The following is a 12,646-nucleotide window of genomic DNA, read 5'->3' on the forward strand; positions in this document are numbered from 1 at the left end:
CCCGGAAACCCGAAGGAAGCCCATGCCTGACAGCTCACGTCCCCTGCGCAAGCTTGGATTCCTCACGATTGGCCTGTTCGACCCGGCGGACCCGGCGGCGGGCCACGAATCGACCCTGCAGATCATCGGTCTTGGCGAACGGCTGGGATTCGACAGCGCATGGCTGCGGCACCGCCACCTGCAGTTCGGCATCTCCTCCCCCATCGCCGTGATGGCCGCCGCCAGTCAGCGCACCTCCCGGATCGAACTCGGCACGGCTGTGACTCCGCTGGGCTGGGAGAACCCGCTGCGCCTGGCCGAGGACCTCGCCACCGTGGACCTGCTTGCCGGCGGCCGGATCAATCCGGGCCTGAGCGTGGGTGAGCCCATGCACTACGACACGGTGAAGCACGAGCTCTATCCGGACTCTTTCGAGGTGGAGGACTTCGGCTACGCCCGCGTGGAGCGGCTTGCCCGCCTGGTTTCGGGTGAACCGGTGCGGGAATTTTCCGGCAAGCAGGGCGTGGCGGAGGAATTCTCCAACCGCGTGGAGCCGCATTCCCCCGGTCTGCGGGAGCGCCTGTGGTACGGGGCGGGCAGCAGGAAGTCGGCGGTCTGGGCGGGGGCCAACGGCTTCAACCTGCTCTCCAGCAGCGTGGTCTTTCCGGAGCCGGACCAGGAGCCGGACTTCGCCCTCATCCAGCAGTCGCACATCCGCGCCTACCGCGAGGCCGCGGCCGCTTCCCCTGAACCCGGCCGGGCCCGGGTCTCGCAGGGCCTGGTGGTGATTCCCACCGACTCTGCCTCGGCTGAGCAGCGGGAAAAGTACCGGCGGTACGTTGCCGAGCGGACTCCCCGGACACGGGCGCCGCAGGGGCCGAAAGGCATGCTGTTCGCGGCGGACCTTCTCGGCACCAGCGAAGAGATTGCTGAGCAGCTGTACGCCCATGCCGGCTTCCAGGAGGTCGATGAGGTGGCGTTCGCGTTGCCCTTCAGCTTTGGGCACGAAGATTACGTCCAGATCCTGACGGACATCGCCGGCAAGCTGGGGCCGGCCCTGGGCTGGGCGCCCGCGGCGGCCGGAGTGTGCTAGGCGTCCACCCGAATTTCGCGGTACTGGGGAGCAATGCGGACAACCTCGAGCCCGGAGATGTCCAGCAGGCGCCTGCCTCCAGTCAGGGTGTCAAGGATCCAGAACAGTCCCTGGTCCGGGAGAGTGCCCGTGACGGGGCCCCGGTGGACCAGGGTGTTCCCGTGGAACGCTTCGATGGCGTCCCCGGATGCGAGTTGGTGGCAGGAATCGATAACCATGCGGTCAATGCCGGTCATGAGCTGGCCTTCCTTCTCCTGGGAGTTTCCTACGCTCAGATTCTCCTAGGGCAAGGTGGCGTACAGGTGTCGCCGACATGAGCTTCTGCTGACGCGTGGCCTATGTTCTTGGAAAAAAGGTTGCGGGTTCGCGGCGGATCCGGGTCAGTGCCGACTCGACCGCCCCCTGGACCACTGCCTCAGCCCCCAGCTTGCTCGCCACCAGCTCGGGAAGCGGAAAGCCCGAGTCCCCGGGCAGCAGGCTGCGCGCATGGTCCAGGACAGGTTCGATCGCAGCCGAAATTCCGCCAGCGATGACAACCCGGTCGATGTCGAGGAGGCTGGATAGCACCACAGCGATGTGTGCCAGCCGGGCGCCCAGCCGGGCGATGATGTCCTCCGCCAGCGGGTCACCTTCACAGGCCGCCTTGAACACAACCTCTGCGTTGATTTCCTCCCCTGGTATCTTCCGCAGCACAGTTTTTCCGTCATACGAGCGGACGGCTGACCGCGCCCACTTGCGCGCAAGTGCCCCGAACCCGTCCGTACTTCCCTCTTCAGGCCTGGAGACATTGCCGGAAAGACTGCCCAGGAACCGCATCTCGCCGGCACCGCCCCGCGGTCCCCGCAGCAGGCTCCCGTCGACGATCAACCCGGCACCAAACCGCTCGCCCGTCAGCAGGGTTGCCACGTTGGCGGAAGGCTCCTGTGCCCCTTCTGCGATAGCTGCGAGGTTGGCATCGTTGTCGACGAAGACCGGGCCCTGCAGTTCGGAGTCGAACCCGGAATTCATCAGTTGCCAGAACTCCCCATCGGCAGGCGACAGGCCGTTGACGTCCACCGGCGCGGGAACACCCACCACGGTCAGCAGGACATCAGTTTCGGAATGTCCGGCATCGTCAAGCACCTGCCGAACCAGTTTCCGTGCCCCGGCACGCCGGCCGGCGCGGCCAAGCGCATGTGAGTCCACGCTTTGGCGGCGCTTGCCCAGCTCGCGGCCGCGCAGGTCCGCGACGACCGTGGTGAAGTGCCCCTCGCCGGCGTCGAGTCCCACAACCACACCCACAGCCTCGCGCAGCTGGTAACGCCGTGCCGGCCTGCCCTTGTTGCCGCGACCGGCGGCGCCTGGGTCTTCAACCTCTTCAAGCCAGCCCGCGGCAACCAGGCCGTCACAAACGCCCAGCACCGTTGCGCGCGTCAATCCGGTCTCAGCCATAGCCTCTGCAGCCGTAAACACCTGTTCCTGAAGGGCAAAGCGCAGCAACGCCTCAGAGTTGATCTGCCGTAACAGATGCGTCGAGTTCGCTGTGATCCCATTCATCCCTTGACGATATCGCTTTCGTCCACCATCCTCGTATAGGTCATAAATTTATGACCCATATAAACCGTCTGTGCGAACACCCAAGGAGCCGATGTTGCCACCTTTGACGCCTTCCGGGACGCGAGTCTCCCGGCGCACCTTCCTTACCGCTGCCGGAGGTGCGCTGGCCGCTCTCAGCCTGGGAGGGTGCGCCCCCGAAGGCACCCGCCCAAGCATCACCTTCCACCAGTCCAAGCCGGAGGCGGTTCCGTACTTCCGCGACCTCGCTGCGAAGTTCACTGCCTCACAGGACCAGGTCCGTGTCCTGCATGACATGGCAACGAACCTCTCCGCCAGTTTCGTCCGCAGCAGTCCGCCGGATCTCGGCTGCCTGAACTACAACCTCGAAATGGCCCGGTTCATGGAACGCGGAGCACTGTCAGACCTTTCCGACCTTCCGCAAGCAGCCTCCATCCGTGACGACGTGCTGGACCTCACCAACTGGTATCCCACCTATCCCGGCCGAACGAGCGTCATCCCCTACTCGGTCATGGCGGCGTCGGTCATCTACAACCGCCGCATCTTCGACGAGAACGGCCTGGAGGTCCCCACCACCTGGGATGAACTTATCGCCGTGTGCGAAGCACTCAAGGCGGCGGGCATCACGCCGATCTACGGCACGTTCCGGGATCCCTGGACCATCGCGCAGGGCCTGTTCGACTACACGGTGGGCGGCATGGTGGACGTCCGTGGCTTCTACCGCGAACTGCACGGGATTGGCGAGGACGTTGGCCCCGACTCGAAGGTCTCGTTCCAGAAAACACTCCTGGAGCCGGTGAAGCGCATGGTGCAGCTGATTCAGTACGTCAATCCGGATGCCTCCAGCCGCGGCTACGGAGACGGCAATACGGCCATGGCGCAGGGCCAGGCGGCCATGTACTTCCAGGGGCCCTGGGCCTTTGGTGAGATTGAGAAGGCCGGCACGGACGTGGACCTTGGCACCTTCCCGTTGCCCATGACCAGTGACCCCGCGGACCTCAAGGTCCGGGTCAACATCGACCTGTCCCTGTGGGTTCCCGAAGTAGCGAACGGACAGGAGGGGGCCCGGGCATTCCTTCAATACCTTTTGCAGCCGGAGGTCCAGGATCCCTACAACGCCAAATTCCTGGGATTCGGCACGGCCAAGGACGCGCCGCCGGTGACGGACCCCCGGATCATCGACATGCAGAAGTACTACGACGAGGGCCGCTTCTACATGGGCGCCTCGCAGTTCATTCCGAACACGATTCCCGCCGCCAACTACCTCCAGTCGATTGTGGCAGGAGCCGATGCCGAGGCCACCCTGCGCCGCATGGACGCGGACTGGGCACGTCTGGCTTTCCGCGCGTGACCGCGCTCCCGATCAAGGCACGAAACGAGGACTTTCCATGTCATCTATGACGAAACCTTCCCCGCCGGCGGTGGCGGTCCAACCGGCTGCGCAGCCGGTGCGGGCACGCAAGAGCCGGACCGACCCGCTGTACTACTTTTTCCTGCTCCCGTCGCTGGTGATCTTCACGCTCGCCGTCACGCTGCCTGCGGTGCTCGGCTTTATCTACAGCTTCACCAACTCGGTCGGCTTCGGGGACGCCGAATTCATCGGGTTCCGGAACTTCATCGCGGTCTTCCGGGATGAAGGAATCCTCAGTGCCTACGGCTTTACCCTGTCCTTTGCGCTGGTCACCGTCATCGTTGTGAACGCCGTTGCCTTCCTCCTGGCCCTGGGGCTCACGTCACGTGTCCGTTTCCGCACGGCCCTGCGCACGGTGTTCGTGATCCCAATGGTGATCTCGGGCATCGTCATCGCCTTTGTGTTCCAGTACCTGTTCTCCAACTCGCTGCCGCTGGCAGGCCAGGCGCTGGGAATCGGACCGCTTTCCACGAGCATCCTGGCCAACCCGGACCTGGCCTGGCTGGCGATCGTCTTCGTCACGGCGTGGCAGTCGATCCCGAGCGCGATGCTGATCTACATCGCAGGGCTCCTCACGGTCCCGGCGGAGGTCTACGAGGCAAGCTCCCTTGACGGGGCATCACCCTGGCACAACCTCAGGCACATCACCCTGCCGCTGGTAGCCGGGTACGCCGTGATCAACACGGTGCTGGGCTTCAAGAACTACCTCAACGCCTATGACATCATCGTCGGCCTCACGGACGGCGGGCCCGGGGTCTCCACCCGGAGCGTGGCAATGGCCATCTTCCGCGGCTTCGAAGGCGGCGACTACGCCTACCAGATGGCCAATGCCGTGATCTTTTTCCTCATCAGCATCGTCATTGCACTTATCCAGCTCCGCTTCACCCGTGGCAAAGGAGGGATCGCAGCATGAGCGATGCGACCCGCACCATCCCAGCAGGACCAGTATCCACAAGGAAACGCCGGACCACCGCCGCCACGGAGCGGATCAACCGGCCGGCCACAGCCCTCCTGATCGTCTGCACGCTCGGCGTGCTCGTCCCGCTGTACGTCACCATCAGCATGGCGTTCAAAACCACGGGCCAGGCCGTTGACGGCAACGCCTTCTCACTGCCCAGTCCGCTGACCCTCGACAGTTTCACCCAGGCGTGGACGCTCACCAACTTCCCCCGCGGTTTCGCGATCTCCGTGTTCGTGTCCGTCATCGCCGTCGCCGGCGAGATCATCGTGTCCGCGCTGGCAGCCTACGCGATTGTGCGCAACTGGGACCGCCGCCTGTTCCGCTGGTCGTTTTTCTACCTGCTCGCTGCCATGTTCATCCCGTTCCCCGTGGTGGCGCTGCCGCAGATCCAGCTCACCGGCATGGCGGGCCTGGACAATCCGCTCGGCGTCGCGATCCTCCACATCGTCTTTGCCCTGGCGTTCAACACCATGCTGTTTACCGCCTTCCTGCGCTCAATTCCGCTGGAGCTGGAGGAAAGCATGCGGATGGACGGCGCCGGGACCTGGCGGGTGTTCTGGAAGCTCATCTTCCCCCTGCTGGGCCCCATGAGCGCGACGGTGGGCATCTTCGCCTTCATCGCCTCCTGGAACGACTTCATGATGCCGTCCCTCATCATCTCCGATCCCGAGATGCAGACAATCCCTGTGCTGCAGAAGATTTTCCAGACGCAGTTCAGCAACAGCTACAACATCGCCTTCGCCTCGTACCTGATGGCCATGGCACCCGCCATCATCGTCTACCTGCTTACCCAGCGCTGGGTAATGTCCGGCCTCACCCAGGGCGCCGTCAAGTAACTCCACCCTTTGACCAACACCTCCAAGAACCCGAAGGAAGCAATCTTGACCACCACCGCCACACTGGCAACCCGCACTGACGCCGAACACATGGCCGACCCCGACTGGTGGCGCCAGGCGTCCGTTTACCAGATCTACCCCCGCAGCTTCGCCGACTCCAACGGCGACGGGATCGGCGACATCAACGGCATCACCGCCAAGGTCCCGTACCTGAAGGCACTGGGAGTCGACGCCGTCTGGCTGAGTCCCTTCTATCCTTCCGCCCTCGCGGACGGCGGCTACGACGTGGACGAGTACCGCAACGTGGACCCCAGGCTGGGAACACTTGAAGACTTCGACGCGATGGCGTCCGCGCTGCACACAGCCGGCATCAAGCTGATCGTGGACATCGTGCCCAACCACTCCTCGAACCGGCACGAATGGTTCCAGGAAGCCCTCGCCGCGCCGAAAGGCTCTCCCGCCCGCGACCGCTACATCTTCCGTGACGGCCTCGGCGACCAAGGCGAGCTGCCGCCGTCGGACTGGCACTCCGTGTTCGGCGGGCCCGCCTGGGAGCGCATCACCGAACCTGACGGCACCCCCGGCCAGTGGTACATGCACATCTTCGCCAAGGAACAGCCGGACCTCAACTGGGACAACCCCGAGGTGCGCGAGGACTTCCTGAAGACCCTGCGCTTCTGGTCCGACCGGGGCGTGGACGGCTTCCGCATCGACGTGGCGCACGCACTGACCAAGAACCTTGAGGAGACCCTGCCCACTACGGCGGACCTCGAGGCCGAGGGCGAGGCGCTCTACCTCGAAGGCAGGCATCCGTACTGGGACCGCAACGAAGTCCACGAGATCTACGCCGAGTGGCGCAAGCTGTTCAACGAATACAACCCGCCGCGCACCGCCGTCGCCGAGGCCTGGGTCCACGCGGACCGCCGCGCCCGGTACGCGAGCCCGGAGGGGCTGGGCCAGGCGTTCAACTTCGACCTGCTGCAGGCCGACTTCGACGCTGCGCAGTTCCGGAAGACCATCACCAAGAACCTTGCGGAGGCAGAGGCGTCCGGCGCGTCGTCCACGTGGGTCTTCTCCAACCACGACGTCGTCCGGCACGCCACCCGCTATGGCCTCCCCGCGTCCGCATCATCGGCCGAGGGGGACATCATGTCGGGGCAGGCGGGCAAGCAGTGGCTGCTGGCGGGAGGCAGGCAGGAGGATGTCGACGTCGAACTCGGCCTGCGCCGCGCCCGCGCCGCATCCCTGCTGATGTTCGCCCTGCCAGGTTCCGCGTACCTTTACCAGGGCGAGGAGCTGGGCCTGCAGGAAGTCGGCAGCGAAATTCCCGACAGCGAGCGCCAGGACCCCTCCTTCTTCCGCAACAAGGGCGTGGAGATCGGCCGTGACGGCTGCCGCGTCCCGCTGCCATGGACTGCAGGGGGAAGCTCCTTCGGGTTCGGCCCGGCCGGTTCCCACCTGCCGCAGCCCGCTTGGTTTGCGGACAGCTCGGTGGAAGTGCAGGAAGCGCAGGAGGATTCCACCCTGTCCCTCTACCGGCGTGCCCTGGCCCTGCGGTCGCAGCTGCAGGCAGATGAAACGCTGGAGTGGCTGGAAACCGGGCGGCCCGACGTCCTGGTGTTCCGGCGCCCGAACGGCTGGACGTCGGTGACGAACTTCGGGACGGAACCCTTCGAGCTGCCCGCCGGGGACGTGCTCGTCTCCAGCTCACCTCTGGAAGGTGCCTTCCTGCCCGGGGCCACCACGGCCTGGCTGCAGTGAGCGTCTTTGATACTGGGCCGGATGTCCGCATCGGGATCGACGTCGGCGGAACGTGGATCAAGGGGGCGGTCGTCAACCTGGAAACCGGTGCGCCGGCCGGGGAGGTCCTGCACCTCCGGACGCCTGCCGGCGGCACGGTGGATGCGGTAGCGGACACCCTTGAGCGGCTGGTTGGTGAGCTGGGGGCTCCCGGGACTGCTGCCGGCGTCGCCATCCCTTCCATTGTTCAGAACGGGGTGGCGCGGTCGGCAGCGAACATGGATGACAGCTGGTTAGGCCTGGATGTCCAGGCCTGCCTGGGTGCACGGCTGGGCATCCCCGTCACAGTGGTGAATGACGCTGACGCCGCCGGTATGGCGGAAGCGCGGTACGGCGCCGGCAAGGACCGAAGCGGTGTTGTCCTGGTTCTGACGCTGGGCACGGGCATCGGTTCAGCGCTCATCGTGGACGGAATGCTGGTGCCGAACTTCGAGCTGGGGCACCTGGAAGTCGCCGGGTACAAGGCGGAATCGCGGGCATCGGCTGTGGCCCGCGAAAGGGAAGGCCTCGGCTGGGACGAGTACACGGACCGGCTGCAGCAGTACCTGTCACATGTGGAGTTCCTGTTCTCCCCTGACCTGATCATCGTCGGCGGCGGGATTTCGGCCTGCAGCAATGAATACCTGCCCCGCCTGTCACTGCGCACCCCGGTGGTCCCCGCCGCCCTGCAAAACTCCGCTGGAGTTGTGGGTGCCGCCCTGCAATCTGCTGCCAGGAGTGAGGGGCCGCTCAGCCTGGCCGTCTGAGCCCCGCAGTCTGAGCCCGCGGAAGGGGGCAAGCAAAAGGGTCTGAGTCCGGTGCTGCAATCACCTCGCTCAGACCCTTTTGTTCTCCGGCCCTGGCTGCCTTAGTCAGACGCCAGGACCGGACACCTTACCTTTTAGCCGATCGGCGTGGACGGGTGGTCCCCGCTCAGCACGGCGAGTGCGTTGTCCGCGGCGAGCATTGCCATCGCGGTGCGCGTTTCGACTGTGGCGGAGCCCAGGTGCGGCACCAGCACCACGTTGTCGAGGTCGAGCAGCCCGGGATGCACCTGGGGCTCATGCTCGAAGACATCCAGTCCGGCACCCGCGATTCCGCCCTCGCGAAGGGCGGACGCGAGGGCCGCTTCGTCAACGATCGGCCCGCGTGCTGTGTTGACCAGGAAAGCGGAACTTTTCATTGCCGCCAGCTGCCCGGCACTGATCAGATGGTGCGTGGCCGGCCCGTAGGGGCAGTGGAGGGACACGACATCGGAAACGGCCAGCAGCTCGTCCAGGTCCACGCGGCGGGCATCCAGCCCAGTTGCGATCGCGGGATCGATTTCGCTGCGGGACTGGTAGACGATCTCCATGCCGAAGGCCTTGGCGCGCCGGGCAGTCGCCTGCCCGATTCCGCCCATGCCGACGATGCCTAGGGTCTTCCCCTGCAGACTGCTGCCGAGGAGGAAGAACATGCCCCACTTCCAGGCCTGGCCGGACCGGATAAGCCGCTCCCCTTCGCCGAGCCGGCGGGTGGCCATGAGGATGAGGCTCAGTGCGATGTCGGCGGTGGCGTCGGTGAGCACGCCGGGCGTGTTGGTGGCGATGATGCCGCGTTCCCTGCAGGCGGGGACGTCGATGTTGTCGTAGCCGACGGCGACGTTGGCCACGACCTTGAGTTGTGGGCCCGCGGCGTCCAGCAGCTCGGCGTCGATGCGCTCGGTGAGCAGGCTGACTATCGCGTCTGCTCCTGCGACCCGGCGCAGCAGTTCTTCGCGGCTGATCGATTCCGGCCCCTGCCAGGCATCCACCTCGTGCTCGGCTCGGAGCTTTTCAATGGCTGCTTCGGGTATGCAGCCCGTGACGACGACCCGGCTCATGCCGTCTCGATCCACTGGCGCAGGCGGCCGAGGCCGTCGCGGATGTCTTCGACATTGATTCCCGAGTAGGCGAGCCGGATGTATTGCCGGTCTTCGCCTGGTTGGCGCCGGCCGAAGTGTTCGCGGGTGCAGAAGGAGACACCGGTCTTGTACAGCGCTTCGGTGGCGAAATCGCCCACTGCGGTGAAGCCCATGCGCTCCATGGCGTCAGTGACGTCAGGGAACAGGTAGAACGTCGACTGCGGTACTGCGACATTCATGCCCGGGATTGAGTTCAGGAGCCCGCAGGCAGCGTCCCGGCGTTCCCGCAGGATGTCGAGCATCTGCTGCACCGGCTCCTGGGTGCCGCGGAGCGCTTCGATGCCGGCCCACTGGACGTAGTGCGTGGTGCAGGATTCGTCATTGGTGTTCAGCGTGCTGAGGACCTTGGCGATTTCCACCGGGGCGACGGCGCAGCCGAGGCGGGAGCCGGTCATGGCGAACTTCTTGCTGAACGTGTAGAGGATGACGGTGCGCCCGGCCATGCCGGGGAGTGACGCGATCGACTGGGAGACGCCTTCGTAGCGCGTCTCGAAGTATGCCTCGTCGGAAAGGACCCACAGGTCGTGTTCCTGGGCGAGTTGTGCGATGGCCTCGCGCTCGGCGGCCGTTGATTCTGCCGAAATGGGGTTCTGCAGGTCGTTGTAGATGATGGCTACCGTCTTGTCCGTGATGGATGCGCGCACCTGGTCGAGGTCGATCGCGAAGCCGGTGTCCGTGGGCACGTAGCGGTAGGGCACGGCCGTGCCGCCGAGGTACTCGATCTGGGATTCATAGATCGGGAAGCCTGGGTTCGGGTAAAGCACCTCCTGCCCGGGGTTCATAACGGCCTGGAGGAACTTGGTGATAACCGGTTTGCCCCCGGTCATGACCACAACGTTGTCCGGGGAGAACGTCATGCCGCGGCGTGAGCCGAGGTCCTCGGCAAGGGCTTCACGCAGTTGCGGGATGCCGGGGCCGGGGCAATAGCCCGTGTAACCGTCGGCGATCGCCTTGTTCATCGCCTCGACGATATGGGGGGCCGTGGGGATATTGATGTCACCCAGGTGGAAGGGGTACACGATGTTCCCCTGGGCCTTCCAGGCCGCCGCGGCCTGCGCGACGCTGAAGGCAGTTTCGGTGCCCAGCCGTTCAAGACGGTGCGCGAGTTGCTGCATGCTGTTCTACTCCTCATCGAGATAACAATCGGCCGCTCCGCCCCTTTCTCTGGGGCTGATGCGGCGAGGGCGGGCACGGCAAGGTCAACCAGATGGTGCTGCCGAACAGTCCTTGGGAAGCGTTTCCGCCTCCCCTGGACCGCCGTCCAATTCCCAACCGTGGCAGGACCAGGCTGATATAACTATGCATATAGACTGATATACTAGATTCTCGCGCGCTGCCTGGCAATAGCTGCTCACTCTTAGTTCCCGGGCGCGCCCTTTTTGCTCTGATCGGCCTGCTCGCCGCAGGCCTGACGTGGCGGGCTTTACCGGCCGCCTTGCCGATCGGGGCCGCCAGGAAACGGGGACGCAGCAGGGCGCAACCCAGGTGTCGCCGTCGTTCAAACCATGCATGGTCACAGGCGCGAGGAGCTTCACGCCACGGATACGAACCGGGCACGTTCGCAAACCAGCTCACTGGCACCCATGCCGGGGCCAACGGTGATGACAGCCGGGCGCCGGACTTGCACCAGGTTTACGGCGAACAGCACGGCAAGCGGGTGGCCATTTCCGAAACGGCAGCATTGTTCGCTCCGGCTGCCGGAGGAAAAGACGAGCTGGCCATTAAGGAAGCCTGGTGGACCCACCTGTTCGATCCCGCAACGCAGCAACGGTTCCCGCAGCTGAAAATGGTCAACTGGTTCGAATGGGACAAAAACGGGAAGCTCACGCCCAGTGCCTCGGGGTGAGCAAACAAGCCGCCCACAGCCAGTACGGGAAGCAGTGAACGGGATCCGGTGCCGTGCTGCTCTTGTGGGGGGTGGGGAGCAGAAGCAAACATTGGTTATGGCGGACCTGCAGCATGCAGCCAGGGCGTTGCTGCAACAGCAAGACGTGGCGCTGATTGACCTGTGGATCCTTTACTGGAACCACGGCGGACGTTGCCACCCATTTGAGTTTGACGCCTACATCCACAACGTCCTGGTGGCCACCTGGTTCGATACGGATGCTCTGGCAGTCGCACTTGGTGACATAGCGAGCGGAACCACCGGCTAGGCCTAATCGCTACGGAAACCAACGTCCTTCAGGCGCTGACATTGGGTATTGAAGATGATAAAAGTGCCCGCGGGTCGGCCTCCTTAATGGAGGACGACCCGCGGGCACCTTCGCGTTGCAACAAGACCGGTCGGGACAGGTGTGCGCCGGTCGCCGTACGGGTTAGCGGCTTGCCGTTCCTGCTGTGCGGGTGTTACGGGAGAGCAGGATGGCCAGAGCGATCATGCCGATACCGAGGACGAAGTGGAGCCAGTTGTCCGCGGTGTTGACCGGGACGAAGTTGGCAGGGCTGTCCTGGCCGATGAGGAGGCCGTAGAGCCACAGGATGAGGTAGATGACGCCGCCGTAGAGGAGGTAGTTCCGGGCCTGCCCGTTGGTGCGGGACATCAGGATCCCCGCGATACCGAACAGCAAGTGAACGATGTTGTGGAGGATCGAGACCTGGAAGATGCCCAGAAGCAGCGCCCCGGAACCGTGTCCGGCGAATGAGAGTGCTTCATAGTTGCTGGTGATGCCAGGGATGAAGCCGAGGACGCCGACCAGCAGGAAAACGGCGCCTACTGCCTGTGCTGCCTTTTGAAGGGTTGTCTTGGGGCCGGTGGTGCGGTTTGTTGTTGCCATCGGGTGTGCTCCTTTTTGCGCTGCAGGTGGTCAGTTTGGGCTGGGCGAGGGGCGCCGGTTGAGCCATCGCTCATTAAGCCGTCCGGCGATGGTGACGAGCCGGCGGGTGGCCCACGTGTGCGGGCCGGGTCCGGGTGATGCTTTCATGTGGCGGGGGCCGCCGGCAGGGAGTTGCTGGTCCGGGTCCGTGCGCTGCCCCGCCGGGTTGCGGGTCGGCGTTGGAACCAAGTCCTAGCCGCTCACGTGTTTTGGACGTTGGTTTTGGCGTCGGTGGCGCGGTCTTTGACGTCGGTGGCGGCTTGCTGGCCTTCGGTTGC

Annotated in this window: 14 protein-coding genes; 8 read left to right on the forward strand and 6 right to left on the reverse strand. The window is 64.9% G+C overall.

The genetic code is table 11. The features are described 5' to 3' along the window. The first annotated feature begins 22 nt into the window (after window positions 1-22). Entirely contained in the window at window positions 23-1,072 is a 1,050-nt protein-coding gene (locus FDW83_RS16845; protein WP_138139239.1) for an LLM class flavin-dependent oxidoreductase, read from the forward strand. On the opposite strand, the gene FDW83_RS16850 is transcribed toward FDW83_RS16845, so the two are convergent. Together FDW83_RS16850 and FDW83_RS16855 are read right to left on the reverse strand one after the other, a co-directional pair. Beyond that, complete coding sequence (locus tag FDW83_RS16850; protein ID WP_240721028.1) at window positions 1,069-1,308, reverse strand: hypothetical protein; 240 nt, start codon at window positions 1,306-1,308, stop codon at window positions 1,069-1,071. The two genes, FDW83_RS16845 and FDW83_RS16850, sit on opposite strands and share 4 nt — an antisense overlap. 100 nt (window positions 1,309-1,408) lie before the next feature. Then, on the reverse strand, window positions 1,409-2,608 hold the full coding sequence (locus tag FDW83_RS16855) for an ROK family transcriptional regulator (protein WP_138139240.1): 1,200 nt from the start codon (window positions 2,606-2,608) through the stop codon (window positions 1,409-1,411). 91 nt (window positions 2,609-2,699) lie between these two features. Here FDW83_RS16855 and FDW83_RS16860 point away from each other — a divergent pair, with 91 nt between their 5' ends. From FDW83_RS16860 to ppgK, 5 genes are read left to right on the forward strand one after another with little or no spacing between them, the layout of a single operon-like run. Next, complete coding sequence (locus FDW83_RS16860; protein ID WP_171027597.1) at window positions 2,700-3,977, forward strand: ABC transporter substrate-binding protein; 1,278 nt, start codon at window positions 2,700-2,702, stop codon at window positions 3,975-3,977. 46 nt (window positions 3,978-4,023) lie between these two features. Further along, entirely contained in the window at window positions 4,024-4,950 is a 927-nt protein-coding gene (locus FDW83_RS16865; RefSeq protein ID WP_138139253.1) for a carbohydrate ABC transporter permease, read from the forward strand. Further along, window positions 4,947-5,834: a carbohydrate ABC transporter permease gene (locus tag FDW83_RS16870; RefSeq protein ID WP_138139241.1), complete on the forward strand. Its 888-nt coding sequence runs from the start codon at window positions 4,947-4,949 to the stop codon at window positions 5,832-5,834. The genes FDW83_RS16865 and FDW83_RS16870 overlap by 4 nt, the downstream gene beginning before the upstream one ends. A gap of 45 nt (window positions 5,835-5,879) precedes the next feature. Continuing rightward, window positions 5,880-7,595 (forward strand): glycoside hydrolase family 13 protein, encoded by a 1,716-nt coding sequence (locus FDW83_RS16875; RefSeq protein WP_138139242.1) that lies wholly within the window; start codon window positions 5,880-5,882, stop codon window positions 7,593-7,595. Continuing rightward, window positions 7,583-8,380, forward strand: a complete 798-nt coding sequence (gene ppgK / locus FDW83_RS16880) for a polyphosphate--glucose phosphotransferase (RefSeq protein WP_138139254.1) — start codon at window positions 7,583-7,585, stop codon at window positions 8,378-8,380. Before FDW83_RS16875 ends, ppgK begins: the two co-directional genes overlap by 13 nt. Window positions 8,381-8,514: 134 nt before the next feature. Here ppgK and FDW83_RS16885 read toward each other — a convergent pair whose 3' ends face one another. Further along, on the reverse strand, window positions 8,515-9,474 hold the full coding sequence (locus tag FDW83_RS16885) for a D-glycerate dehydrogenase (RefSeq protein ID WP_138139243.1): 960 nt from the start codon (window positions 9,472-9,474) through the stop codon (window positions 8,515-8,517). Continuing rightward, window positions 9,471-10,670 (reverse strand): pyridoxal phosphate-dependent aminotransferase, encoded by a 1,200-nt coding sequence (locus tag FDW83_RS16890; RefSeq protein ID WP_138139244.1) that lies wholly within the window; start codon window positions 10,668-10,670, stop codon window positions 9,471-9,473. Before FDW83_RS16890 ends, FDW83_RS16885 begins: the two co-directional genes overlap by 4 nt. Window positions 10,671-11,176: 506 nt before the next feature. Between FDW83_RS16890 and FDW83_RS16895 the strand changes: the two genes are divergently transcribed. Beyond that, window positions 11,177-11,401, forward strand: a complete 225-nt coding sequence (locus FDW83_RS16895) for a hypothetical protein (protein ID WP_138139245.1) — start codon at window positions 11,177-11,179, stop codon at window positions 11,399-11,401. A 97-nt stretch (window positions 11,402-11,498) separates the two neighbouring features. After that, complete coding sequence (locus tag FDW83_RS16900; protein ID WP_138139246.1) at window positions 11,499-11,708, forward strand: hypothetical protein; 210 nt, start codon at window positions 11,499-11,501, stop codon at window positions 11,706-11,708. Between the two features lie 162 nt (window positions 11,709-11,870). Here FDW83_RS16900 and FDW83_RS16905 read toward each other — a convergent pair whose 3' ends face one another. Both FDW83_RS16905 and FDW83_RS19230 read right to left on the reverse strand, forming a co-directional pair. Then, window positions 11,871-12,329: a DUF4383 domain-containing protein gene (locus FDW83_RS16905; RefSeq protein WP_138139247.1), complete on the reverse strand. Its 459-nt coding sequence runs from the start codon at window positions 12,327-12,329 to the stop codon at window positions 11,871-11,873. A 30-nt stretch (window positions 12,330-12,359) separates the two neighbouring features. After that, window positions 12,360-12,557 carry a hypothetical protein gene (locus FDW83_RS19230; RefSeq protein ID WP_171027598.1) on the reverse strand — a complete coding sequence of 66 codons (198 nt, stop codon included), beginning with the start codon at window positions 12,555-12,557 and terminating at the stop codon, window positions 12,360-12,362. Window positions 12,558-12,646 lie beyond the last annotated feature (89 nt).

Origin of the sequence: Pseudarthrobacter sp. NamE2 (assembly GCF_005796205.1) — a bacterium.
Taxonomy (GTDB): Bacteria; Actinomycetota; Actinomycetes; order Actinomycetales; family Micrococcaceae; genus Arthrobacter.